Origin of the sequence: Curvibacter lanceolatus ATCC 14669 (assembly GCF_000381265.1) — a bacterium.
In the GTDB taxonomy this organism is placed as follows: domain Bacteria; phylum Pseudomonadota; class Gammaproteobacteria; order Burkholderiales; family Burkholderiaceae_C; genus Curvibacter; species Curvibacter lanceolatus.
In genome coordinates this window covers 226,265-250,243 of sequence record NZ_KB906261.1, presented here as the reverse complement: position 1 = coordinate 250,243, position 23,979 = coordinate 226,265, and the positions used below count along the sequence as shown (strand labels likewise).

General features: G+C 65.2%; 18 protein-coding genes. 7 read left to right on the top strand and 11 right to left on the bottom strand.

Going from position 1 to position 23,979, the window contains the following annotated elements; all coding sequences use genetic code 11:
- Positions 1 to 693 (top strand): methyl-accepting chemotaxis protein (locus F624_RS0117520; RefSeq protein WP_019575634.1); only part of this gene is annotated, 693 nt, incomplete at its 5' end.
- A 40-nt stretch (positions 694 to 733) separates the two neighbouring features.
- On the opposite strand, the gene F624_RS0117515 is transcribed toward F624_RS0117520, so the two are convergent.
- Positions 734 to 1,153 (bottom strand): MFS transporter, encoded by a 420-nt coding sequence (locus tag F624_RS0117515; RefSeq protein ID WP_031255387.1) that lies wholly within the window; start codon positions 1,151 to 1,153, stop codon positions 734 to 736.
- A gap of 193 nt (positions 1,154 to 1,346) precedes the next feature.
- On the opposite strand from F624_RS0117515, the gene F624_RS0117510 reads away from it, so the two are divergent.
- Positions 1,347 to 2,585 (top strand): carbohydrate porin, encoded by a 1,239-nt coding sequence (locus tag F624_RS0117510; RefSeq protein ID WP_245573666.1) that lies wholly within the window; start codon positions 1,347 to 1,349, stop codon positions 2,583 to 2,585.
- 33 nt (positions 2,586 to 2,618) lie between these two features.
- Here F624_RS0117510 and F624_RS0117505 read toward each other — a convergent pair whose 3' ends face one another.
- From F624_RS0117505 to gabT, 8 genes are all read right to left on the bottom strand, one after another.
- Complete coding sequence (locus tag F624_RS0117505; protein ID WP_019575631.1) at positions 2,619 to 2,990, bottom strand: hypothetical protein; 372 nt, start codon at positions 2,988 to 2,990, stop codon at positions 2,619 to 2,621.
- Positions 2,991 to 3,289: 299 nt separating this feature from the next.
- Positions 3,290 to 4,768, bottom strand: a complete 1,479-nt coding sequence (locus F624_RS0117500; protein ID WP_019575630.1) for an NAD-dependent succinate-semialdehyde dehydrogenase — start codon at positions 4,766 to 4,768, stop codon at positions 3,290 to 3,292.
- A gap of 57 nt (positions 4,769 to 4,825) precedes the next feature.
- Entirely contained in the window at positions 4,826 to 5,791 is a 966-nt protein-coding gene (speB, locus tag F624_RS0117495) for an agmatinase (RefSeq protein ID WP_031255386.1), read from the bottom strand.
- A gap of 14 nt (positions 5,792 to 5,805) precedes the next feature.
- Positions 5,806 to 6,627: an ABC transporter permease gene (locus tag F624_RS0117490; RefSeq protein ID WP_019575628.1), complete on the bottom strand. Its 822-nt coding sequence runs from the start codon at positions 6,625 to 6,627 to the stop codon at positions 5,806 to 5,808.
- Between the two features lie 200 nt (positions 6,628 to 6,827).
- Positions 6,828 to 8,081 (bottom strand): ABC transporter permease, encoded by a 1,254-nt coding sequence (locus F624_RS0117485; protein WP_019575627.1) that lies wholly within the window; start codon positions 8,079 to 8,081, stop codon positions 6,828 to 6,830.
- 49 nt (positions 8,082 to 8,130) lie between these two features.
- Positions 8,131 to 9,168: an ABC transporter substrate-binding protein gene (locus tag F624_RS0117480; RefSeq protein WP_019575626.1), complete on the bottom strand. Its 1,038-nt coding sequence runs from the start codon at positions 9,166 to 9,168 to the stop codon at positions 8,131 to 8,133.
- A 68-nt stretch (positions 9,169 to 9,236) separates the two neighbouring features.
- The gene (locus tag F624_RS0117475) at positions 9,237 to 10,325 is read right to left on the bottom strand and encodes an ABC transporter ATP-binding protein (RefSeq protein ID WP_019575625.1); all 1,089 of its coding nucleotides are present in this window, start codon (positions 10,323 to 10,325) and stop codon (positions 9,237 to 9,239) included.
- A 33-nt stretch (positions 10,326 to 10,358) separates the two neighbouring features.
- Positions 10,359 to 11,651, bottom strand: coding sequence for a 4-aminobutyrate--2-oxoglutarate transaminase (gabT, locus tag F624_RS0117470; protein WP_019575624.1), 1,293 nt, complete (start codon positions 11,649 to 11,651; stop codon positions 10,359 to 10,361).
- A 386-nt stretch (positions 11,652 to 12,037) separates the two neighbouring features.
- Here gabT and F624_RS0117465 point away from each other — a divergent pair, with 386 nt between their 5' ends.
- From F624_RS0117465 to F624_RS0117450, 4 genes are all read left to right on the top strand, one after another.
- Complete coding sequence (locus F624_RS0117465) at positions 12,038 to 13,456, top strand: aminotransferase-like domain-containing protein (RefSeq protein ID WP_019575623.1); 1,419 nt, start codon at positions 12,038 to 12,040, stop codon at positions 13,454 to 13,456.
- Between the two features lie 124 nt (positions 13,457 to 13,580).
- Positions 13,581 to 16,202: an alanine--tRNA ligase gene (gene alaS, locus F624_RS0117460; RefSeq protein ID WP_019575622.1), complete on the top strand. Its 2,622-nt coding sequence runs from the start codon at positions 13,581 to 13,583 to the stop codon at positions 16,200 to 16,202.
- Between the two features lie 211 nt (positions 16,203 to 16,413).
- On the top strand, positions 16,414 to 17,520 hold the full coding sequence (locus F624_RS0117455) for an ABC transporter substrate-binding protein (protein ID WP_019575621.1): 1,107 nt from the start codon (positions 16,414 to 16,416) through the stop codon (positions 17,518 to 17,520).
- Positions 17,521 to 17,526: 6 nt separating this feature from the next.
- Positions 17,527 to 18,777 carry a sensor domain-containing diguanylate cyclase gene (locus tag F624_RS0117450; RefSeq protein WP_019575620.1) on the top strand — a complete coding sequence of 417 codons (1,251 nt, stop codon included), beginning with the start codon at positions 17,527 to 17,529 and terminating at the stop codon, positions 18,775 to 18,777.
- Positions 18,778 to 18,819: 42 nt separating this feature from the next.
- Here F624_RS0117450 and F624_RS0117445 read toward each other — a convergent pair whose 3' ends face one another.
- Positions 18,820 to 19,590 carry a class II aldolase/adducin family protein gene (locus F624_RS0117445; protein WP_019575619.1) on the bottom strand — a complete coding sequence of 257 codons (771 nt, stop codon included), beginning with the start codon at positions 19,588 to 19,590 and terminating at the stop codon, positions 18,820 to 18,822.
- A gap of 183 nt (positions 19,591 to 19,773) precedes the next feature.
- Here F624_RS0117445 and F624_RS33500 point away from each other — a divergent pair, with 183 nt between their 5' ends.
- Positions 19,774 to 22,800: a bifunctional diguanylate cyclase/phosphodiesterase gene (locus F624_RS33500; protein WP_019575618.1), complete on the top strand. Its 3,027-nt coding sequence runs from the start codon at positions 19,774 to 19,776 to the stop codon at positions 22,798 to 22,800.
- Positions 22,801 to 22,842: 42 nt separating this feature from the next.
- On the opposite strand, the gene F624_RS0117435 is transcribed toward F624_RS33500, so the two are convergent.
- A complete protein-coding gene (locus tag F624_RS0117435) occupies positions 22,843 to 23,865 on the bottom strand; it encodes a GGDEF domain-containing protein (protein ID WP_031255383.1) in 1,023 nt (340 codons plus the stop codon).
- Between the last annotated feature and the right edge of the window lie 114 nt (positions 23,866 to 23,979).

The following is a 23,979-nucleotide window of genomic DNA, read 5'->3' as shown; positions in this document are numbered from 1 at the left end:
GATCTGAGCAGTCGAACAGAAAGCCAGGCCAGTGCGCTGGAAGAAACCGCGGCCTCGATGGAGCAACTGAGCAGCTCGGTGCGTCAGAACGCGGACAGTGCGCAAGTGGCCAACCAGTTGGCCCAAAATGCCAGCCAGGTTGCCGTGCGTGGCGGCGATGTGGTGACCCAGGTGGTGGAAACCATGAAGGGCATCCATGAGTCGTCCAAGAAGATCGCCGACATCATTTCCGTGGTCGACGGGATTGCATTTCAAACCAATATCCTGGCCTTGAATGCCGCGGTGGAGGCGGCCCGGGCCGGTGAGCAAGGGCGTGGTTTTGCCGTGGTGGCCTCGGAAGTGCGTAGCCTGGCCGGCCGCAGTGCGGCCGCCGCCAAAGAGATCAACACCTTGATTTCGGCCAGCGTCGAGCGAGTCGAACAAGGCAGTACCCTGGTTGACCAGGCAGGCAACACCATGAGCGAAGTGGTGGCCTCCATCCGCAGACTGTCAGACATCGTGGCGGAGATCAGTGCTGCCAGCAGCGAGCAAAGCATGGGCGTGGCGCAAGTCGGGGAAGCTGTCCAGCAAATGGATCTGGCCACGCAACAAAACGCTGCGCTCGTAGAACAAATGGCGGCGGCTGCGGCCAGCCTGGAGGTTCAGGCCCGCGATTTGGTGGGCACGGTCACTGTGTTCAAGTTGGACGTCTAAAGACCTCCAAGAAAGGCGGCAAGCCTCCAATCGCAGGGCTTCAACGGGTGGGCTGTAGGCCTGCCGCGACAGGGGCTGGGTGCGGTGTCGGAGATCTGTCGCGCAGCAGCGCCGCGGCCAGCATCGCGATGGCCACGGCGGCCATGTGGAGCCGCAGGCACACCTTGAAGTCTTGCGCGCCATAGGTGTTGAAATCTGTGCGGCCCCCGTGCAGCTGATCGATCCAGTAGCCACTGAGCCGCTGCAGCAAGGCCGCCCCGAATAAGCCGCCCGTGTTGGCGATACTGACCGCCATGCCGGCGTGGGCGGGTGGCGCGGCATCTTTGGCGCACGCCCCGGTCAAGGTGAAGCCACTGGCCGAAAACCCCATCACCGTCAGATTCAGGGTCAGGGTGGGCGGGCGCACCGGCCCAGGCAGGCCAAACCAGGCCAGGGCGCATAAAAACAGCGCCCCCATCATCAACGTTCTATTGGTCACAGCGCCGTCACGGCACCCCCCCTATACTGCGCGGTCTTGCAAATTGGATGCGCTTGTGTACTTTCGTCTGAATCAACTTTCTGGGCTGCTGCTGGGCGCCTTCACTTTGGTCGCGATGCCTGCCTGGGCCGATGGTGGCGCGGACGCAGAAGTGCCTGCGGCCGAGGAAAGCAGCATGGCCCGCTTCCAGAGCACCTACATCTGGCAAAAGAAGAAGGCCTTTCAAGCGGCCTATTCGGGCCCCAACAGCCTCACACCGCAGGCAGAGCGAAGCTACACCCTGACCTTCGATGCCTATCTGGGCTTCAAGCCCTGGAAAGATGGCGAGGTCTATTTCGTTCCCGAGATCAACCAGGGCTTGCCGCTGTCGTCCCTCACGGGCCTGGGCGGTTTCACCAACGGTGAGGCCACGCGGGTCAGCGGCACCAACCCCACGCTGTACCGCCAAAAGCTGTTTTTGCGTCAGACCTGGAACCAGGGCGGCGGGCAGGACAAGGTGGACGCTGCCGTCGATCAGATGGCCGGCACGGTGGACCGCAACCGCTGGGTGCTGACGGCCGGCAATTTCTCGACGCTCGATGTGTTTGACGACAACGCCTACGCCAAAGACCCGCGCACCCAGTTCCTGAACTGGTCGGGCATGTCGCACACCTCGTACGACTACGCGGCCGACGCCCGCGGTTTTGGCTGGGGCGCAGCGCTTGAGTGGTACCAGGGCCCCTGGGTGCTGCGGGTCGGGCGCATGACCGGGCCCACCACGCCCAATGGGCAGCCGGTGGATCTGCGCATCTTCAAGCACTATGGCGATCAGTTCGAGGTGGAGCATGCCCATGAGCTGGCCGGTCAGCCGGGCAAGGTGCGGGTGCTGGCCTGGCGGGCACGGGCGCAGCTGGCCCGCTACGATGCCGCACTGGCCTATGGGCTGGCCAACCCGGGAGCCACCGACAAACAATGGATCGCAGCCGTTCGCGGGGCGGAACAGACCAAATACGGCCTGGGCCTGAACATCGAGCAGGCCATCGACCCCGAGTCCGGTGTGTTCATGCGGGCCATGAAGGCCGACGGCAAGACCGAAACCTATGCCTTTGCCGAGGCCGATGCCTCGTTCTCGACCGGTTACTCCAGTTCGGGCAAGGCCTGGGGCCGGGCGCAAGACACCGTGGGCTTCATGTTCGCCAAGAACATGCTGTCGTCCGACCGCCGCGCCTACCTGGCCGCCGGCGGTATCTCGTTCTTCATTGGCGATGGGGCGCTGCGCTACAAGCCCGAAACCCTGGTCGAGCTGTACTACAACTTCAACGTGAACAAGAACCTCTGGGTGTCGCTCGATTACCAGCGCATCAGCAACCCGGCCTACAATGCCGACCGGGGCCCGGTCAACGTGGGTTCGGTGCGCCTGCACGCCGAGTTCTGAGCCCGAGCCTGGGGGCCCGCTGCGGCCTCCGGCTCAGGCGTCGCCCCCCTCGGTGGCCGTCCAGCGGATGCCGGCCACGCCGAGGTTGTGCTCGCTGATGTGTTCAGCAAACACCGGGATCAGGGTGGTCAGGTGGTTGTGGTAGCGCTCCTTCCACATGGCGCGCAGGTGGCTCAGGCCTTTTTCATTGCGGTACAGCGTGCCGTCCCAGCCGATCAACAGCACGGCGGCTTCGCCCTCATCCACCAGCACACACAGCAGGGCGTCGTCGGCATCGTCATTGAGCGAGGCCGCCAGGGCCGCCTCGTTCGCGGCAATGCCCTCCACATACAAGTCCAGGCTCAGCGGCAGCTGGCCCGAAAAAGCACGCAGCAATTCGCTGGCGATCCGGATTTGGTCTGTCATGCGCGAAGGAGCCAAGGGCTCAAGAGTTGCTGCCGCCCATCCTAGCAGCGGCCAAGCCTCTCCAAAGCCCAGCGCTTCGACAAATGCGCGGGGATTGCCCCCTTGTTTGAAAGGGAATGACTCGGAGGCGCAAAACCGCCTCAACCATGGTTTTAGTTCGTCACCACCTCAAGGCTCAGATGGCCGCGGAGCAGGCCAAGCCAGCAGCACCCGAGGAGCTGGCTTTGCCAGGCCTCTGGGTGTGCCCCTTGAGGGGGAGGGGGCCACACGCAGTGAGGCCCCAACAGGGTGGGCCTATTTCATTTCAAGATGTCACCCAAGCACAGGTACTTGAGTTCCACATAGTCGTCCATGCCATGGTGCGAGCCTTCGCGGCCCAGGCCCGACTGCTTGACGCCGCCGAAGGGCACGTGCTCGGTGGCGATGATGCCGGCATTGATGCCCACCATGCCGTACTCCAGGGCCTCGCTCACGCGGAAGATGCGGCCCACGTCGCGGCTGTAGAAATAGCTGGCCAGGCCGAACTCGGTGTTGTTGGCCGCGTCGATGGCTTCTTGCTCGGTCTTGAAGCGGAACACCGGCGCGAAGGGGCCGAAGGTCTCTTCGCGGGCGCACAGCATGTCGGCGGTGGCGTCGGCCACCACGGTGGGTTCGACAAACTGGCCGGGCAGCTTGTTGCCGCCGGCCACCACGCGGCCGCCCTTGGCCAGGGCGTCGGCCAGGTGGCGCTCCACCTTCTGCACGGCGGCGTCTTCGATCAGCGGGCCCTGGTTGACGCCTTCTTCAAAGCCGTTACCCACCTTGAGGGCGCGCACCTTGGCGGCAAACTTCTCCACAAAGGCGTCGTACACACCGTCTTGCACGTACAGGCGGTTGGCGCACACGCAGGTCTGGCCGGCATTGCGGTACTTGCTGGCCATGGCGCCTTCGACGGCGCTGTCGAGGTCGGCATCGTCAAACACGATGAAGGGTGCATTGCCACCGAGTTCGAGCGACATCTTCTTGACCGTGGGCGCACTTTGCGCCATCAGGATGCGGCCCACCTCGGTGCTGCCCGTGAAGCTGATGTGGCGCACCACGTCGCTGGCGCACAGCACCTTGCCCACGGCAATGCTGTTGTTGCCATCGGCGGTCAGCAGGTTCAACACCCCGGCCGGGATGCCGGCGCGCACGGCCAGCTCGGCGGCGGCCAGCGCGGTCAGGGGGGTGAGTTCGGCGGGTTTGATCACCACCGGGCAACCGGCGGCCAGGGCCGGAGCCACTTTGCGGGTGATCATGGCCAGCGGGAAGTTCCAGGGCGTGATGGCGGCGCACACGCCGATGGGCTGCTTGAGCACCATCAGGCGGCGGTTGTTGTCGAACTGGGGCAGGGTTTCGCCGTTCACGCGCTTGGCTTCTTCGGCAAACCACTCGACAAAGCTGGCGCCGTAGGCCACTTCACCCTTGGCCTCGGCAAAGGGCTTGCCTTGCTCGGCGGTCATGATGCGGCCCAGGTCTTCCTGGTTGGCCATCAGCAATTGGTACCACTTGAGCAGGATGGCGTGGCGCTCTTTGCCGGTCTTGGCGCGCCAGGCGGGCCAGGCGGCATTGGCAGCCGCGATGGCGGCTTCGGCATCGGCTGGGCCCAGGTTGGCCACATCGGCCAGTTTCAGGCCGGTGGCCGGATCGTTCACGTCGAAACGGCTGCTGCCGGTCACCCATTGGCCGTTGATCAGTGCATCGGTTTTGAGCAGGCTGGGGTCGTTCAGCAGGGCGAGGGGGGAGGTCTTCATGTCCATGGCTTGGATGTCCTGGTTTGGAAAATGAAAGGGGGTAGGAAGGAGGGCGGGCTGGGCTCAGCGGTAGGGCACGCCGGGCAGCACACATAGCATTTCGTACAGCAGGTTGGCGGCCAGCAAGGCCGTGTTGCCGCTGGTGTCGTAGGGCGGGCTGACCTCCACCAGGTCGCACCCTACCACGTTCAATCCGCGGCAGCCGCGCACGATTTCAAGGCCCTGGGGCACGCTCAAGCCACCGATTTCAGGGGTGCCGGTGCCGGCAGCGTAGCTGGGGTCGAGCCCGTCGATGTCAAAGCTGATGTACACCGGGTGCTCGGGGCCGATGCGCTCGCGCACCTGGGCCATCAAGGGGGCCAGCGACTGGTACCAGACCTCGTGCGCGGGCACCACGGTGAAGCCCTGCTGGCGCGGCCAGTCAAAGTCGTCGGCGGCGTAGCCGGTGCCGCGCAGGCCGATCTGCCACACCTTGTCGCCCGCCAGCAGGCCTTCTTCGACGGCCCGGCGAAACGGCGTGCCATGGGCGATCTTTTCGCCAAACATGTCGTCGTTGATGTCGGCATGGGCGTCGATGTGGATCAGTGCCACCGGGCCGTGGCGTTTGGCCACGGCGCGCAAGATGGGCAGGGCAATGGTGTGGTCGCCACCCAGCGTCAGGGGCACGCAGCCGTGTCCCAGCACCTCGTCGTAAAACGCGGTGATGATGTCCACCGATTTGGGCAGCGAGTAGGTGTTGATGGGCACGTCGCCCAGGTCGGCCACCTGCAGCGCATCGAAGGGCGCGGCACCGGTGGCCATGTTGTAGGGGCGCAGCAGGCAGGATTCGGCCCGGATCTGGCGCGGCCCGAAGCGCGTGCCCGAGCGGTTGGAGGTGCCGATGTCCAGCGGCACACCGATGAAGGCGGCGTCCAGCCCATGGGCCGAGGTGGTCACGGGCAGCCGCATCATGCTGGCCAGGCCGGCAAAACGCGGCATGGCGTTGCCGCCCAGGGGCTGGTTCAGGTGCGATGGGGTGGGGATGCTCATGAACTGGTTCCGGCTCAGCGCTTGCGCCCGCGCAGCCATTCCAGGGCCAGCAGCAAGGCGGTGGTGAAGCAGATCAGCAGCGTGGCCACGGCGGCAATCGTGGGCGAGATGTTCTCGCGGATGCCGGTGAACATCTGGCGCGGCAGCGTGGCCTGCTCGGCCCCGGCCAGGAACAGCGTCACCACCACTTCGTCAAACGAGGTGGCAAAGGCGAACAGTGCGCCCGAGATCACGCCCGGTGCAATCACTGGCAGGGTGATGCGGAAGAAGGTGTTGAACGGGGTCTCGCCCAGGCTCAGCGAGGCGCGCACCAGGTTGTGGTTGAAGCCCGCCAGCGTGGCCAGCACCGTGGTCAGCACAAAGGGCGCGCCCAGGGCGGCGTGCACGATGATCAGGCCGAAGTAACTGTCGGCCAGGCCGATCGGGGCAAAGTACAGGTAGGTGGCCACACCCACCACCACGATGGGCACCACCATGGGCGCGATCAGCACGCCCATCAGCAGGCCCTTGAACGGGAAGGTGGCGCGCGACAGGCCCACCGCCGCCAGCGTGCCCAGCGAGGTGGCCAGCAGCGTGGCGGCCGGCGCCACGATGAAGCTGTTGCGCGTGGCGCGGGCCCATTCGGTCGATTCGAACAGGTTGCGGTACCACTTCAGCGACCAGCCCGGGATCGGGTAGGCCAGAAACGAGCTGTCCGAGAACGACAGCGGCACCATCACCAGGATGGGGGCCAGCAGAAACACCAGCACGGCCACGCACAGCAGTCGCACAGCCCACCAGCCGGCCTTGTCGGCAGCGGTGGCGTACAGGGGGAATTCAGGCAACTTGATTGACATCGCGCATCTTTCAAACAGAAACAGGACACAGCCCGCCGCCGGGCCGCCCCAAGGCGGGCTGGGCCCCCTTGGGGGGCAGCGACCACACGGAGTGAGGGAGCGTGGGGGCCATGCGACCGCCGCCGGGCCGCCCCAAGGCGGGCTGGGCCCCCTTGGGGGGCAGCGACCACACGGAGTGAGGGAGCGTGGGGGCCATACGTTCAGCCGAGGCTCAGTTCGGCTTTGCCCATGCGGCGGTACACGCCATACAGGATCAGCGTGGCGCCCAGCAGGATGGCCCCCAGGGCGCAGGCCATGCCCCAGTTCACCTCGACGTTGGTGTAGCGGGCGATGTAGTAGCTCAGCATCTGGTCGTCGGCGCCGCCCAGCAGGGCCGGGGTCACGTAGTAGCCGATCGACAGGATGAACACCAGCAGGGCGCCGGCGCCGATGCCGGGGTAGGTCTGCGGCACATAGACGCGGAAGAAGGCCGCCAGCGGCGCGCTGCCCAGCGACACGGCGGCGCGCAGGTAGGTGGGGGGCACGTTCTTCATCACGCTGTACAGCGGCAGGATCATGAAGGGCAGCAGGATGTGCACCATGGCGATCACCACGCCGGTGCGGTTGAATAGCAGGGGCAGGGGCTCGTGGATCAGGCCCAGGCCCATCAGGCCGCTGTTGACCAGGCCTTCGGACTGCAGCAGCACGATCCAGGCGGCCACGCGCACCAGGATCGAGGTCCAGAACGGCACCAGCACCAGGATCATCAGCACGTTGGCCGAGCGCTCGGGCAGCGAGGCCAGCCACCAGGCCAGCGGGTAGCCCAGCAGCAGGCAGCAGATCGTCACCACCAGGCTGATGTGGAAGGTGCGCAGCAGGATGGCGCCAAAGGCGCGTTGTTCTTCGGGCATGCGCTCGATGGCACCTTCGGTGTCGCGCTTCAGGTCCAGTGAGGCCAGCAGGTAATCAGGCGTCCAGCGCGAGCCGTTCTTGGCAATCGCCTGCCAGAACGAGGCCTCGCCCCAGCGCGGGTCGGCCTGCAGCAGGCGGGCCTGGATGTCGGCGTCGCTGCCCTCGAAGGGCAGGGCGCGGTAGGCGCCCATCACCAGCGAGCGGGCACCGGCCACCTCGGTGTTGAGGCGGCGCGCCAGCTGGCCGGCGTCGGCGCTGTCGGGCAGGTGCGCCAGGTCTTTGACCAGGGCGCCATAGGCGGCTGCCGCAGGGGCTTCGCGTCCGTTCCAGCCGTCCAGCGCGCGGATGGTCTGGGGCAGGGCGTTGGCCACCTCGGGGTTTTCGACCGCGCGCTGCAGCAGCGCGACGATCGGCACCAGCAGGGTCAGGAGCAGAAACACCAGCAAGGGCAGGGTCAGTCCGAAGGCCCGCCACTGGCGGCGCGCTTCGGCTCGGGATAGGGCTTTGCGCAGTGCGCCGGGCTCTTCGCCCGGGGCAATGGCGGCTCGGATGGGTTCTGCCATGGTGAATCGGCTCCGTCTCTCAGTCAGTGTGGCTCAGGCTCGGGTGGGCTTACTGGGTGGCCCAGGCAGCGAAGCGCTTTTCGAGGGCTTCGCCCTGGTCGGCCCAGAAGCTCACGTTGAACTGCAGGGCTTCCTTGGCGTTGGCGGCCGAGGTGGGCAGGTCGTCCAGCACCTTCTTGTCGAGCTTGGCCAGGGCCTTGCTGTTGGTCGGGCCGTAGGCGATGTTCTGGGCATACACGGCCTGGTTGGCGGCTTGCAGGCCGAAGGCCATGAACTTCAGCGACAGGTCCTTGTTCGGAGCGCCCTTCGGAATCACCCAGTAATCCAGGTCATAAATGCCGCCCGGCCAGTAGATCTTCAGGTTGCGGCCTTCGCGGTTGGCGGCGTCGATGCGGCCGTTGTAGACCGTGCTCAGCACCACGTCACCGGCCACCAGGAACTGGGGCGCCTGGGCGCCGGCTTCCCACCACTGGATGCTGGGCTTGAGTTCGGTCAGCTTCTTGAAGGCGCGGTCGGCACCTTCCTTGGTGGCCAGCACCTTGTACACGTCGCCCGGCTTCACGCCATCGGCCAGCAAAGCGAATTCGAGGTTGTAACGGGCGCCCTTGCGCATGCCGCGCTTGCCAGGGATCTTCTTGGTGTCAAAGAAGTCGGCCCAGCTGCTGGGAGCGCTCTTGAGCTTGTCGCCGTTGTAGGCCATCACGGTGGACCACACGAACACGCCCACGCCACACTCGGTGACGGCGGCCGGCAGCAGATCAGCCTTGTCGGCGAGCTTGCTGTAGTCGAGCTTTTCGAACAGGCCTTCGTCGCAGCCGCGCACCGCGTCGGGCGATTCGACTTCCACCACGTCCCAGGTCACCTTCTTGGTTTCGACCATGGCCTTGATCTTGGCCTGCTCACCGTTGTATTCCACCGGCACCACTTTCACGCCGGTCTTTTCGAAGGGCTCGTAATAGGCCTTCTTCTGGGCGTTGGCATTGGCACCGCCGAAGTTGACGATGGTCAACTGCTGCTGGGCAAAGCTGGGCAGGGCCAGGCAGGCGGCCAGGGCGGCGGCTGCGCAGGGGATCAGGCTCTTTTTCATGGCACGTTTTCCTTTGTTGGAAGTTGAGGTTCTAGAGAGGGGAGCACGAAAAAAACAGGGGGCCGGGCTCACACCGCGTACAGGCGGGTGGCCGCGGCCGGGAACTCCAGCCGCACCGCCTCACCGGCTTGCGGATGGGGGTTGCTGTCGGCGCGGGTCAGGGGCAGCTTGACGGTGGCCTCGGCCTGGCCGTCGCCCAGCGAGCACAGCAGTCGCAGGTGGTCGCCGTAATAGATCACGCGGGCCACGGTGGCGGCCAGCGAGTTGGGCACCGGCGCGGCCGAGCCCAGGTGCAGCACGATGCGCTCAGGCCGCACACAGGCCTCCACAGCGGCGCCGTTGGCCACGCCGTTCACATTCAGGCCTTGCAGGCGCTGGCCGTCGGCCAGCTGCAGGGTGTCGCCACCTTGCAGGCTGCCCTTGAGCACGGTGCTGTCGCCCACAAAGCCGGCCACAAAGCGGTTGCTCGGGGCCTCGTACAGGTCTTCCACCGGGGCCAGCTGCTGGATCACGCCTTCGTTGAACACGGCCACGCGGTCGCTCATGGTCAGCGCCTCGCCCTGGTCGTGGGTCACGTAAACAAAGGTCACGCCGAGTTGGCGGTGCAGTTCCTTCAGCTCGATCTGCATGTGCTCGCGCAGTTGCTTGTCCAGCGCGCCCAGCGGCTCGTCCATCAGCACCAGCTGTGGCTCGAACACCAGGGCGCGGGCCAGGGCCACCCGCTGCTGCTGGCCGCCCGAGAGGCGGGCCGGCAGGCGATCGGCCATGCCGCCCAGGCGCACCATGTCCAGTGCCTTGGCCACGCGGCGGGCCTGCTCGTCCTTGGGCACTTTGCGCACTGTCAGCGGGTAGGCCACGTTCTGCCCCACGGTGAGGTGGGGAAACAGGGCGTAGTTCTGGAACACCATGCCGAAGTTGCGCTTGTGCGGCGGCGTGCCGGTGATCTGGCGGCCATCCAGCAGGATGTCACCCGCAGTGGGCGACTCGAAGCCGGCCAGCATCATCAGCGTCGTGGTCTTGCCCGAGCCCGAAGGCCCCAGCAGGCTCAGGAATTCGCCGCGCTGGATGTCCAGGTTCAGATCGCGCACCACGAGCTGTTCGCCGTCGTAGGTCTTTTGCACGCCGGAGAAGCGCACCAGGGGTTCTGCTTGAGACATGTTTTTGGGGAAGGCAGAGTAGGGCGTGAAGGATCAGCGCTGAGATTTGAAGCTCTCGGCCAAAATGGCCAGGCCTTCTTCAATCAGGGCATCGGAGGCAGTCAGGGGCACCAGGATGCGGATCACGTTGCCGTAAGTGCCGCAAGACAACAGCACCAGACCGCGGCGGGCGGCTTCGGCCACCACGTTCTTGGTCAGGTTGGCGTCGGGGCGGCTCTTGTCGCCGTTCTCGAACAGCTCGATCGCCACCATGGCGCCCAGGCCGCGCACATCGCCAATCGATGTTTCGCTTTCGGCGATGCGGCGCAGACCTGCTTGCAAGTTTTGGCCCAGGGTCTTGCTGCGCTCCAGCAGCTTCTCGTCTTCAAAGGCCTGGATCACGGCCAGGGCGGCGGCGCAGGCCACCGGGCTGCCGGCATAGGTGCCACCCAGGCCGCCGGCGGCGGGGGCGTCGATCACCTCGGCGCGACCCACCACACCCGACAGCGGGAAGCCGCCAGCCAGCGATTTGGCGGTGGTGATCAGATCCGGGGCAACAGGCCATTGCTCGCAGGCAAACCAGGTGCCGGTGCGGCCGGCGCCGGTCTGCACTTCGTCGGCGATCAGCAGGATGCCGTGGCGCTCGGCCAGGGCCTTGAGGCCGGAGATGAACTCGGGCGGGGCCACGTTGAAGCCACCTTCGCCTTGCACGGGCTCGACGATGAAGGCCGCCACGCGCTGGGGTTCGATGTCGTTCTTGAAGATCAGCTCGACCGAGTGCAGTGCATCGGCCACGCTCACACCGTGCAGCGCATTGGGGAACAGGGCGTGGTAGATCTCTCCCGGGAAGGGGCCGAAGCCGACCTTGTAGGGGGCCACTTTGCCGGTCAGGCCCAGGGTCAGGTTGGTGCGGCCGTGGTAGCCGCCGGTGAAGGCGATCACGCCCGGGCGGCGGGTGTGGGCCCGGGCGATCTTGATGGCGTTTTCAACGGCTTCGGCGCCGGTGGTCAGCAGCAGGCTCTTCTTGGCAAAGTCGCCGGGGGCCAGGGTGTTCAGGCGCTCGCAGACTTCCACATAGGGTTCGTAGGCCACCACCTGGAAGCAGGTGTGGGTGTAGAGCGCCAGTTGGGCCTGCACGGCGGCGATCACCTGCGGGTGCAGGTGGCCCGTGTTGAGCACGGCGATGCCGCCCGCGAAGTCGATGAAGCGGCGGCCTTCCACGTCCCAGAACTCGGCGTTCTCGGCCTTCTGGATGAAGATCTCATGCGACTGGCCCACGCCGCGGGCGACGGCGGCCTGGCGGCGGGCAAGAAGGGCGGCGTTGGTGAAATGGCGTTCTGACTTCATGGTTTTCAGGCGGTTGGTTGAACAGATGGGCGGACTTTACGGATCGTTTCTGTTTTGAACCATGTACACACACTTCGAGTTTTGGATGCACTGTGCAGGTCGTGTTGCCTGTACATGGAATCCCTGATCTGGTGCCTTGCACCGCCGTGGCGCATACGCGGCGGGCTGTTGGCCGCCAATGCGCCGGTCTGGGGCGCCAAGGGATTTTGAATCTCGGGTTAACCCTTGGTTTTGCCCTTGATCAAGGCCCAACTTTGGGGCATTCCCGTACCCATTGCTTGAATCGGTGTATCGGGGAACTTGGGGGTTAGACTTCTCGTTGGCAGCTGCCAGGCCTGTGATCCCCTGGCGCCGTGTTTTTTCGATCCGGGTCCTCTGTTTTTTTGATGCTCACACTCCGTACCGATGTCCAGACCCCGCTCGTGAGCCAGATCGTCGATGGCTTGCGCGGCCTGATCGCCGGTCAGGTCATCAAGCCGGGCAGCAAACTGCCTTCGATCCGGGCCTTTGCCGCAGCCCACGGGGTGAGTGTGTTCACCGTGGTCGAGGCCTATGACCGCCTGGTGGCGCAGGGCTGGCTGGTGTCGCGCGCCAATGCGGGCTTTTTTGTCAAGCGCCGTGATGAGGGCGGCTCGCCCGCCGTGGCAGGGCAGCCGCAGCGTGAGGCGCCGCGCTTCGATGCGCGCTGGTACCTCAAGCAGATCTTCGAGAACCGCAACCTGCCCATGAAGCCCGGCTGTGGCTGGCTGCCGCACGACTGGTTGTTTGGCGACGCCGTGCGCCGCAGCCTGAGGCAACTCTCCACCGATGGCCCCGAGCTGGACGGCTACGGCCTGCCATCGGGCCACATGGCCTTGCGCATGATGATTGCCGAGTCGCTGGCCGAGCATCAGATCACCGTCGATGCCGATCAGGTGCTGCTCACCCATGGCTCCAGCCAGGCGCTGGACCTGGTGGCGCGCTGCCTGCTCAAGCCCGGCGACGCCGTGCTGGTAGACGATCCGGCCTATCCCAACCTCTTGTACATGCTGCGATTTGCAGGTGCCCAGCTGATTGGCGTGCCGCGCACGCCCACGGGCTATGACCTGCCGGCGCTCGAGGCGCTGGTGCAGCAGCACAAGCCCAAGGCCTTCTTCACCCAGCCCCGGCTGCAAAGCCCCACCTGCTCGCTGGCCTCGGTGGCGCACCTGCACCGGCTGCTGCAGCTGGCCGAGCAGCATGATTTCGTGTTGGTCGAGAACGATCTGTATGCCGACATGGACGGCACCTCGCGTTCCTCGCTGGCCAGCCTGGACCAGTTGCGCCGGGTGGTCTACATCGGCAGCTATTCCAAGACCATCTCGCCCAATCTGCGCGTGGGCTACCTGCTGGCGCGGCCCGACATGCTGGGCGAGTTCGTCCAGCTCAAGATGGTGGCCGGCCTGACCTCGTCGGACATTGCCGAGCGGGTGACCTTCGGCGTGATCACCGACGGGCGCTGGCGCAAGCACCTCAAGTCGCTGCGTGATCGCCTGGGCGAGGCGCACCGCCAGGTGGGCCGGCGCCTGGACAGCCTGGGCTTCGAGCTGTTCCACGAGCCCGAAGCCGGCATGTACCTGTGGGCCCGCCACCCCGACCTGCCCGACAGCGCCGAGCTGTCCAAGGAGGCCACGGCCGCCGGCATCATGCTCGGGCCGGGGCAGCTTTTCCTGGTCGAGCCGCGGCCCACCGGCTGGTTGCGCTTCAATGTGGCCTTCTGCCAGGACGAGCGCCTGTGGCAGTTTCTGGCCCAGCGCATCGAGCTGGGGCGCCAAGTAGCCCAGTGAGGCCCAGTGAGGCCCGTCCCTGAGGCAGGCGCAGGCCGCCGAATCTTATAATCCGCTGTTTGGCCCGGCACAGTGACCGGGGCCCTCGGCCGGATATCCAACCCGAACCCTCTCTTCGCACCCCATGAGCACACCTATCACCGTCGCCCAGATTCGCAAGACCTTCCTCGATTTCTTCGCCTCCAAGGGGCACACCGTGGTGGCGTCGAGCTCGCTGGTGCCGGGCAACGACCCGACGCTGATGTTCACCAACTCGGGCATGGTGCAGTTCAAGGACGTGTTCCTGGGCACCGACAAGCGCCCCTATGTGCGTGCGGCCTCGGTGCAGGCCTGCCTGCGTGCCGGCGGCAAGCACAACGACCTGGAAAACGTGGGTTACACCGCGCGCCACCACACCTTCTTCGAAATGCTGGGCAACTGGAGCTTTGGCGACTATTTCAAGCGCGAGTCGCTGAAGTGGGCCTGGGAGCTGCTGACCGAGGTCTACAAGCTGCCGGCCGACAAGCTGTGGGCCACCGTGTACATCGACGACGATGAGGCCTACGACATCTGGACGAAGGAAATCGGCCTGCCGCCCGAGCGCGTGGTGCGCATCGGCGACAACAAGGGTGCCAAGTACGCCTCCGACAACTTCTGGATGATGGCCGACACCGGCCCCTGCGGCCCCTGCAGCGAGATCTTCTTCGACCACGGCCCCGACATCGCGGGTGGCCCTCCGGGCAGCCCCGACGCTGACGGCGACCGCTACATCGAGATCTGGAACAACGTGTTCATGCAGTTCGACATGCAGCCTGACGGCTCGGTCAAGCCGCTGCCGGCCCCCTGCGTGGACACCGGCATGGGCCTGGAGCGCCTGGCGGCCATCCTGCAGCACGTGCACAGCAACTACGAGATCGACATCTTCGACACGCTGATCAAGGCCGCCTCGCGTGAAACCGGCGAGAAAGACCTGGGCAACAAGAGCTTGCGCGTGATCGCCGACCACATCCGCGCCACCGCCTTCCTGGTCAGCGATGGCGTGATCCCCTCCAACGAAGGTCGCGGCTACGTGCAGCGCCGCATCGTTCGCCGCGCCATCCGCCACGGCTACAAGCTGGGCCAGAAGACCCCGTTCTTCCACAAGCTGGTCAAAGACCTGGTGGCGCTGATGGGCGACGCCTACCCCAAGCTCAAGAGCGATGAGGCCCGCATCACCGAGGTGCTGAAGGCCGAGGAAGAGCGCTTCTTCGAGACCCTGGCCAACGGCATGGAAATCCTGGACGCTGCCCTGGCCGACGGCAGCAAGACGCTGCCGGGCGAGGTGGCCTTCAAGCTGCACGACACCTACGGCTTCCCGCTCGACCTGTCGGCCGACGTGTGCCGCGAGCGCGATGTGGCGGTCGATGAAGACGGCTTCAAGCTGGCCATGGACAAGCAAAAGGCCCAGGCCCGCGCTGCCGGCAAGTTCAAGATGGACCGCGCGCTGGAGTACACCGGCGCCGGCAACACCTTCGTGGGCTACGACAAGCTCGAAGCCCCGGCCAAGGTCGTGGCCCTGTATGTGGACGGCACGCCGGCCGCTGAACTCAAGGCTGGCCAGACCGGTGTGGTGGTGCTGGACACCACCCCCTTCTACGCCGAAAGCGGTGGTCAGGTGGGCGATGAAGGCGTGATCAGCAGCGGCTCGGCCACCTTTGCCGTGGGCGACACCCTGAAGATCAAGGCCGACGTGTTCGGCCACCACGGCACGCTGGAGGCCGGCACCCTGGCCGTGGGCGACCACGTGACGGCGGCCGTGGACACGGCCGTGCGCGCCGCCACCATGCGCAACCACTCGGTCACCCACATCATGCACAAGGCCTTGCGCGAAGTGCTGGGCGAGCACGTTCAGCAAAAGGGCTCGCTGGTCAACGCCGAACGCACCCGTTTCGACTTTGCCCACAATGCCCCGGTGACCGATGCACAGATCCGCGCCATCGAGGCCCAGGTGAATGCCGAGATCCTCGGCAACGTGCCGACCCAGGCGCGGGTGATGGACATCGAGTCGGCCCAGAAGACCGGCGCCATGATGCTGTTCGGCGAAAAATACGGCGAGACCGTGCGCGTGCTCGACATCGGCAGCAGCCGTGAGCTGTGCGGTGGCACCCACGTGCAGCGCACGGGCGACATCGGGCTGTTCAAGGTGGTGGGCGAAAGTGGCGTGGCCGCCGGCGTGCGCCGCATTGAGGCTGTCACGGGCGCCAACGCGCTGGCCTACCTGCAAGATCTGGAAGCCACGGTGCACCAGGCCGCCGGCACGCTCAAGGCCCCGGCCGCCGAGCTGCAAGGCCGCATCACCCAGGTGCTGGACCAGGTCAAGACCCTCGAGAAGGAAGTGGCGGCGCTCAAGGGCAAGCTGGCTTCCTCGCAAGGCGACGAGCTGATGGGCCAGGCGGTGGACGTCAAGGGCATCAAGGTGCTGGCCGCCTTGCTCGACGGCGCCGATGCCAAGACCCTGCGCGACACCCTGGACAAGCTGAAAGACAAGCTCAAGACCGCCGCCATCGTGCTGGCCGCCGTCGATGGCGGCAAGGTGCAACTGGCCGCCGGCGTCACCGCCGACAGCGTGGGCAAGGTCAAGGCGGGTGAGCTGGTCAACTTTGTGGCCCAGCAAGTGGGCGGCAAGGGCGGCGGCAAGCCTGACATGGCCATGGCGGGTGGCACCGATGCGTCGGGCCTGGCCAAGGCCCTGGCCTCGGTGCAGGGCTGGGTGGCCGAGCGCGCCTGAGGCGGCTCAGAGGGCAGGGGGCGGCAAGCCCCTTGCTGAGCTGTCAGGGCTTTTCATGCCAGTGAGAGCCCAAGACAAGCCGGGGTGGGGCTTGCCCTGTGGTGCCTCTTGCCCCCTTGCCCATAATGCGGCCCATGGCCTAGCCCCTTCCTTGCCCTTGCCCCCGGGTTTCGCCCTGGGTCAAGGTGCAGTCCTTTTCTGGATCCCTGTCTTGAGTGCCGCCCTGTACCGCCTTGCCCTGCTGCTGATGATCACCCTGGGTCTGGTCGGGCCCGCGCATGCCGTGTCGGTGACCTTCATCAACCCGGGGCGCAGCAACGAGGCCTACTGGGTGGCGGCAGCCTCGGCGATGGTGCAGGCGGCGCGCAGCCTGGACCTGCAGCTGGAGGTGAAGTATGCCGAGCGTGATCACCTCAAGGCGCTGGAGATCGCGGCATCGCTGGCCGCCCGCCCGGCTGGCCAGCGACCGGATTACGTGGTGTTCTCCAATGACTATGCCACTGGCCCCGAGATCCTGCGGCTGCTGAACGGCTCGGGCATCAAGGCCATGATGGCTTTCAGTGGCATCCATGGTGCAGACCGGCGCCACACCGGAGGGCCGCGTGAAAAGTACGATTTCTGGCTGGGGACGCTCGAGCCCCGGGCTGAAGACGCGGGTTACCTCACGGCAAAGACGCTGATCGAGAAAGGTCGTCGGGCCCAACTGCGGGGGGCGGACGGCTTGCTGCATGTGATCGCCATCGCCGGCGACCGCTCCACACCCAGCTCGGCCGCCCGCAATGCCGGGCTGCAGCGCGCGTTGGCCGAAGCCTCTGATGTGGTGCTGGACCAGATCGTCTACGCCAACTGGAGCCGCGAGACCGCCTTGACCAAGTCGCGTTGGCTGGTGCGCCGCCACCCGGATGCGCGGCTGGTGTGGGCGGGCAGCGATCAGATGGCCTTTGGTGCCATGCAGGCCTGGCGCGAACATGCTGACGTGCCAGGCAAGGATGTGCTGTTCAGCGGCGTCAACACCTCCACAGAGGCCCTCAACGCGGTGCGTTCGGGGGAGCTTTCGGCGCTCGCGGGCGGGCATTTCATGGCCGGGGCCTGGGTGCTCGTCATGATCCACGACCATGCCAAGGGCCATGACTTTGCCCAGTCCGAGGGCTTGGAACTGGTGGTGCCCATGTTCATCCTGTTCACACCGCCATTGGCCGAGCGCTTCATGCAGCGTTTTGCCGCTGACAGCGGGACGCTGGATTTCAGGCGCTACAGCCTGGCGCTCAATCCGCGACTGGTCCATTACGATTTCGATGTGGGCGACCTGTTACGCTAGGCCGACATGTCTTTGAACCAGCCTTATTACCGTTCGATTGCGGCGACGCTGATCCGGCGCATTGTGCTGCTGGCCGGGCTTTGCTTGTTGGCGATGACTCTGCTGCAGGCCGGTTTGGCCTATCGCAGCAGCCAGTCCCAGGTGGAGCACGCGGTCAGCGAAATTGCTGACAACAGCCTGCCGATGCTGTCGCTGTCGCTGTGGGACATTGAGCCCGAGGTGATCCAGCGTCAGATGAACTGGCTGGCGGGCCTGCCCGAGATCGGTCGTGCCCGGGTGTTGGCCAGCACGGGGCAGATTTTTGAGGCGGGCACCTTGTCTTCGGAGGTCGGGGCCGACACGCCACCGACCCACACGCTCGAAATCCTGGCGCCCCAGGGGGGCAAGGCCGTGGGCCAGCTGCAACTGTGGGTCGATCCCAGCTACCTCTACCAACAGATCCTGGCCAACACACTCACCATCGCTGCAGGGTATGGGGTCTTCACCGCCTTGCTGTGTCTGGTGGTGGCCTGGATGCTGCGGCGGGATCTGCAGCAACCTCTGCAGCAGATTGCGCGTTTCGCCTCCGAGCTCAAGCCGCAGGAAATCTCCCGCCCCTTGGTGCTGGACCGTGCCAGCAGCGATCATCTCGACGAGATCGACCTGGTGACTCAGGGCTTTCGCCAGCTTCAAGGCGAACTGCAAAGTCACATTGCCAACCTGGATGGCTTGGTGGCAGAGCGCACTCAGCAATTGGAGAAATTGATTGGTGAGGTGCACAGGCTGTCGATCACCGATGCGCTCACAGGGTGCTTCAACCGGCGCGTGATCGAGGAGCGCCTGCCCTCGGAGATCGAGCGGGCGCGCCGCTATGGGCGGCCTTTGTCGGTGATCTTTGCCGACATTGACCATTTCAAGGTCATCAACGACACCCATGGTCACGCGGCCGGGGATGCGGTCTTGCGCGACTTTGGCACCTTGCTGTTGGGGCAGTTGCGCAACCAGGTGGATTGGGTGGCCCGCTATGGCGGGGAAGAATTCCTGATCGTCCTGCCCGAGAGCGACCTGGTGGATGCTCGCCAAGCAGCAGAGCGCTTGCGTGAACGTGTGGGAGAACAACCCGCCCTCTGGGAGGGCATGGTGATCCCACGAACTGCCAGTTTCGGCGTGGCCCAGTGCGGGCCTGACGAGGGGGTGGCGGATCTGCTGGCGCGCGCCGACGCCATGCTCTACCACGCCAAGAGCGAAGGGCGAGACCGCGTCGAAGTGAGCGGTTGATGATGCGCCTTTGGCTGGCTGGCCGGCTGGGTTCTGGGCTGTTCAGGTCTTGTAGCCGGGGTCCAGCCGTTCCAGTTTGCGCAGCAGCGATGGCCAGACAAACTGACCACCCATGCCGCTGGTCTGCACCTTCATGGCATGCGCCACACTGTCCAGGATGGCGGGGTTGACCGCGACCACTTCACCACCGCCCGCCAGGGCGTCGATCTGGATCCTGCAGGTGTTTTCGAAGGTGTACATGGCCAAAAATGCCTCGGGGATGTTGCGTCCCACGGTCAACAGCCCATGGTTGCGCAGCACCAAGTAATTGGCTGTGCCCAGATCGGCCTGCAGGCGGGTCTTTTCATCGTCGCGGATCGCGACCCCTTCATAGTCGTGGTAGGCCAGTGAACTCAGCACAAAGGTGGATTGCTGGCTCAGCGGCAAAATGCCGTGCTTCTGGGCACTCACGCCCACACCGGCACGGGTGTGGGTGTGCAGCACACAGCCGGCCTCAGGCCGTGCTTCGTGGATGGCGCTATGGATCACGAAGCCTGCCGGGTTGACGGGGAAGGGGCTGTCGTGCAGCTTGTTGCACTGCATGTCCACCTTGACCAGGCTGGAGGCCGTGATCTCGTCGAACATCAGCCCGTAGGGGTTGATCAGAAACTGGTGTTCATCACCCGCCACCGAACTCGGCAATTTGGCGCTGATGTGGGTGAAGACCAGGTCGCTCCAGCCATAGGCTGCCACCAGGCGGTAGCAGGCGGCCAGATCGACGCGCAACTGCCACTCTTCGGCGCTGACCTGCTGCTGCAGTGAAGGGATGTTCATGCTGTCTCCTGAAAGGGGGGCGATGGGGTGTCGCATCTTGCCCCACGCGCGCGCCACGGCATGTCAAGGATTTGACACGCCAAGACCCGCTGGTGCCGCGGTAGCAAGGTCGGAGCTTGACCCGCATCAATGTGGTGGCAAGCCCCATCCCTAGAATCCGCCCCTGGCTCCACCCTACCGATCATGCTCCGCCCCATCACTTCCCGCTGGCTGCTGCTGATGGCCCTGTGCCTGGCACTGACAATGGCGGGCCTGTCTGTGCATTGGGCGCGCACGGACCTGCGCGAGACCTGGGGCCGGGTGGCCGAGCACGATGCCCGGGTCCTGGCCCAACTGAGTCAGGAGCTGGCACGCCATGTGAGCCTGGGTGACCGCGTGCTGGGTGCCATACGCGATGACTGGCAGGACCCTGGTTTGCAGAGCTTGGCACCCGAGCTGCGCCAGCGCCTGTTGTTCAAACGTTTGACGGGTGAACCGGTCTTTGCCGCCACCTTGGTGCTGGACCGTGCCGGGTTGGCTGTGGCCGACAGCGCAGGCCTGGTTCCTCGCCCGGTCATGGCCACGCAGCGCGACTATTTTCAGGTGCAGTGGCGGGCGGACCGCGATGCGCTGTATATCAGCCACCCCTTTGTCAGCCAGATCAAGAAGATACCTGCGTTGGCCATGAGTCGGCGTCTGCAGGATGCAGCCGGGCATTTTGCCGGTGTGGTGGTGGGCCTGGTCCCCCTGGCCCATTGGCAGGGGCTGCTGGACGGATCCGAGCTGCAAGGTGACTCGCTGCTCTGGCTGGAGCACCGTGATGGCACTTACCTGGCTGGGGCTGTCGGCCCGGGAGGGGCATCACTCAGTGGCAGCCTGAGCTGGCCGGAGCACGGGCCTCAAGGCCCCGCGCCGGCCGGTAATTTTCGATCGGATCTGGCCGGCGATGGTGTGCCGCGCCTGGTCAGCTATCTGCAGGTCGGCGATGCGCCCTTGCGCCTGGTGCTGATGCGTCGGTCGGCTGCCGTCGAGGCAGCCTGGTGGCAAAGGGTGGCCAGCACGGGAGGGGTGACGCTGGTGCTGGTGGCCGGCTGTCTGGGCCTGGTGCTGTTGTTTGAGCGTGAGTTGCGGCATCGCCAGCAGGTGTCGCAGTTGCTGGCGCATGCCGAGGGGCATCTGCGCACCATCGTCAACCACCTGCCTTCACTGGTCAGCTATTGGGACCGCGATCTGCGCAACCTGTTTGCCAATCACTTGCACCGTGACCTTTTCGGCCTCCTGCCCGAGGTGTTGCGGGGGCAGACGCTGCCGGATGTGGTCGGGCCCGCCCTGATGCACCGCTACGGGCCCTACATCAAGCTGGCTCTGGCGGGCGAGGCGCAGACCTTTGAGTGGCCGGTCAAGTTGCCGGGGGGGCTGCTGCGCACCTTGCTGGTGTCCTTGGCGCCTGATCTTCGCGAGGGCCGTGTGGCGGGCATTTTTGCTCAGCTCATGGACATCACCGATCGCAAACAGGCCGAGAGCCAGGTGTTCGAAGAGAAGGAGCGCTTCCGGGTCACGTTGAGCTCGATCGGCGACGCGGTGATCACGGTGGATGTGGCGGGCCGGGTGACCTACCTCAACCCGGTGGCCGAGTTGATGACCGACTGGCGCCTGGACCTGGCACGCGGCGAGCCTGTGGAGGCGGTGATGCCCATCGTCAACTCGGTCGACGGCAGCCCTTTGCGCAACCCGGTGCGACTCGCGCTGGAGCTGCAGGACACGGTGGGCCTGGCGGCCGACACGGCCCTGGTCAGGCGCGATGGTCAGCGCTTTGACATCGAAGACTCTGCCGCACCGATCAAGGACCGGCACGGCGAGATCATCGGTGCGGTGATGGTGTTCCACGATGTCAGCGAGATGCGCTCGATGGCCATCCGCATGGCCCACCTGGCCCAGCACGATGCCCTGACTGGGCTGCCCAACCGGCTGATGCTGTACGACCGGGCCGAGCAGGCCATTTTGCTGGCCCAGCGTGAGCAGGAGCAGGTGGCGGTGATGTACCTCGATCTGGACCGCTTCAAGACGGTCAATGACTCCCTGGGGCATGAGGTGGGCGACCGCCTGCTGGTGGATTTCGCGCGGCGCCTGTCGAGCGCCATGCGGCATTCCGACACCCTGAGCCGCCAGGGGGGTGATGAGTTCGTGATCCTGCAGACCGGCCTGAAGGATGCGGCCCAGGCCGGCCAGTTGGCCCGCAAGCTGCTGCGCCTGTGCAGCGAGCCCTTTGTGGTGCAGGGCCGGGAGCTCAATGTGTCGGTCACCATCGGCATCGCCCTGTTCCCAGCTGACGGAAGTAACTTCGATGAATTGGCCAAGCACGCGGATGCCGCGCTGTACGCGGCCAAGAATGCCGGCCGCAACCGCTTCCATTACTTCACGCGCGAACTGGGGGTGGCGGCCCATCTGCGCTTGCAGCAGGAGCAGGCGCTGAAGGCCGCCCTGGGGCACGGCGAGATCTTTCTCGAATACCAGCCCAAGGTGGATTTCAGTGCCGACCAGGTCGTCGGTGTCGAGGCGCTGGCGCGTTGGCGCTGGTCCGGGCAGCGCGTGTCGCCGGCCCAGTTCATCCCGGTGGCCGAGGAAAGTGGGCAGATCATCGAGATCGGGCGCCATATTCTGCGCACAGCTTGCGAAGAGGCCAGCCGCCTGTGTGCTCTGGGCCTGCTCAGGGCGCCGATGGCGGTCAATGTGTCGATACGGCAGTTGGCCGACCCCGGTTTTGTGGCCGAGGTGCAGCAGGTGCTTAAAAACACAGGCTTGCCGCCGGCCCTGCTGGAAATTGAAGTCACCGAAAGCGGGTTGATGCAGAACATGGAGGCCATGGCTGGTGTGCTGCGTGGGCTCAAGGCGCTCGGTTTGCGCATTGCCATCGATGACTTCGGCACGGGCTACTCCAGCCTGGCTTACCTGGCCACCCTCCCGGTGGACGTGCTGAAGATTGACAAATCCTTTGTCGATGCTTACCAGGCCAGCCCCAAGAACATGGCCATCATCACGGCCATCATCGATTTGGCGCACCACCTGCAATTGGAGGTGATTGCCGAAGGGGTGGAGAGCCGAGAGCAGGCCGATTTTCTGGTGGCCTTCGGCTGCTGCCACATGCAGGGCTATTACTTCAGCAAGCCGGTGTCGGGATCTGATCTGCAAGCCTGGTGTGAGGCACGGGCCAGCGTGGATCTGGTCGCCTAGACCGGGCCGGGACGCAGCAGTGTGCGGACCGGAGCAAGCGGCTCAGAACAGCTCGACTTCGTCGTGCGCCTGGGTTTGCTTTTTCAACCGGCCCGAGCCGATCAACTCGTCGTAATGGCAGACCTGGTTGCGACCATGCTCTTTGGCGTAATAAAGCGCCTGATCGGCGTGGCCCAGAATCTCGACTGCCGACCCTTCGTGGGTACTGACAAAACCAACACTGACGGTGACCCGACCGACCTGCGGAAACACATGGTGCTCCACCGCCTGACGAAAGCGGTTGAAGATCTGGCGGGCTGTGGCCAGCGTGGCCGAGCGCAGCAGGATCACAAATTCCTCGCCACCAAAGCGGAAAATGCGGTCCTGGGCGCGGAAGGACGCGCGCAACAGATTGGCCATCAGGATCAGGACCTCGTCACCGTAAAGATGGCCGAAACGGTCGTTGACCTGCTTGAAGTGGTCGATGTCCACCACGGCCAGCCAATGCCGAGGGCTGTCTTCATCGGTTTGCGCGCCTGTTCCGCTGACAGCGGGGCTTTGGCCGGGGCGGGAGAACTCGGCGTCGAACGTCTTGCGGTTGAACAGGCCGGTGAGGGCATCGCGCTCGCTGTAGTCGAGCAGGCTCTGGTAGTTGCGGTAGACGTGGAAGATGCCGTGGATCACGTTCAGCGTGTCCTGGGCAAAGGGGCGGTCGTTTCGGATTTCCAGGCAAGCCACCACCTTTTCCTGCAGCCATACAGGCAGCCACAACTCGTGTTCTCCGCCGGCAGAGCGCTCTTCACGCCCGGCGGATTTCTCGGCGATACAGGCAGCCAATGCCGGGTAGGCCATGAGGGGCAGGCGCGGAATCTCTGCGTGCTGGGGGTCTTCAATGGATTGCAATGCGCCATCACTGATCCAGGCCTTGGGCCGCACATGGGTTTCTTCGCCGATGGTCACCACTTCCAGTGCGCGCACCTCTTGCACATTGCCCAACTGGTGCAAGGCAGAGATGACCGAAATTTCCAGGCGGGCATGATCTCGATGACCCGTGATCTCGACCAGATGCTGCAAAAGTGGATTCATTGTCAAAACCGGTTGCACACAAGGGGAAATGACGAGTTCGAGCCGGGCCGAAGGGGACGGATCCGTTTCAATCCCGGCATAAGATGGATGAGGCGCGATGGTAGCCAGTTTTTG

Excerpts from the sequence above, each read along its gene's own strand:
- F624_RS0117485 (WP_019575627.1), bottom strand. The coding sequence starts at position 8,081 with ATGGCAGAACCCATCCGAGCCGCCATTGCCCCGGGCGAAGAGCCCGGC.
- F624_RS0117435 (WP_031255383.1), bottom strand. The coding sequence starts at position 23,865 with ATGAATCCACTTTTGCAGCATCTGGTCGAGATCACGGGTCATCGAGAT.
- F624_RS0117500 (WP_019575630.1), bottom strand. The coding sequence starts at position 4,768 with ATGGACATGAAGACCTCCCCCCTCGCCCTGCTGAACGACCCCAGCCTG.
- F624_RS0117465 (WP_019575623.1), top strand. The coding sequence starts at position 12,038 with ATGCTCACACTCCGTACCGATGTCCAGACCCCGCTCGTGAGCCAGATC.
- F624_RS0117450 (WP_019575620.1), top strand. The coding sequence starts at position 17,527 with ATGTCTTTGAACCAGCCTTATTACCGTTCGATTGCGGCGACGCTGATC.
- F624_RS33500 (WP_019575618.1), top strand. The coding sequence starts at position 19,774 with ATGCTCCGCCCCATCACTTCCCGCTGGCTGCTGCTGATGGCCCTGTGC.
- F624_RS0117510 (WP_245573666.1), top strand. The coding sequence starts at position 1,347 with ATGGCCCGCTTCCAGAGCACCTACATCTGGCAAAAGAAGAAGGCCTTT.
- F624_RS0117505 (WP_019575631.1), bottom strand. The coding sequence starts at position 2,990 with ATGACAGACCAAATCCGGATCGCCAGCGAATTGCTGCGTGCTTTTTCG.
- alaS (WP_019575622.1), top strand. The coding sequence starts at position 13,581 with ATGAGCACACCTATCACCGTCGCCCAGATTCGCAAGACCTTCCTCGAT.
- gabT (WP_019575624.1), bottom strand. The coding sequence starts at position 11,651 with ATGAAGTCAGAACGCCATTTCACCAACGCCGCCCTTCTTGCCCGCCGC.
- F624_RS0117490 (WP_019575628.1), bottom strand. The coding sequence starts at position 6,627 with ATGTCAATCAAGTTGCCTGAATTCCCCCTGTACGCCACCGCTGCCGAC.
- F624_RS0117515 (WP_031255387.1), bottom strand. The coding sequence starts at position 1,153 with ATGATGGGGGCGCTGTTTTTATGCGCCCTGGCCTGGTTTGGCCTGCCT.
- F624_RS0117475 (WP_019575625.1), bottom strand. The coding sequence starts at position 10,325 with ATGTCTCAAGCAGAACCCCTGGTGCGCTTCTCCGGCGTGCAAAAGACC.
- speB (WP_031255386.1), bottom strand. The coding sequence starts at position 5,791 with ATGAGCATCCCCACCCCATCGCACCTGAACCAGCCCCTGGGCGGCAAC.
- F624_RS0117480 (WP_019575626.1), bottom strand. The coding sequence starts at position 9,168 with ATGAAAAAGAGCCTGATCCCCTGCGCAGCCGCCGCCCTGGCCGCCTGC.
- F624_RS0117445 (WP_019575619.1), bottom strand. The coding sequence starts at position 19,590 with ATGAACATCCCTTCACTGCAGCAGCAGGTCAGCGCCGAAGAGTGGCAG.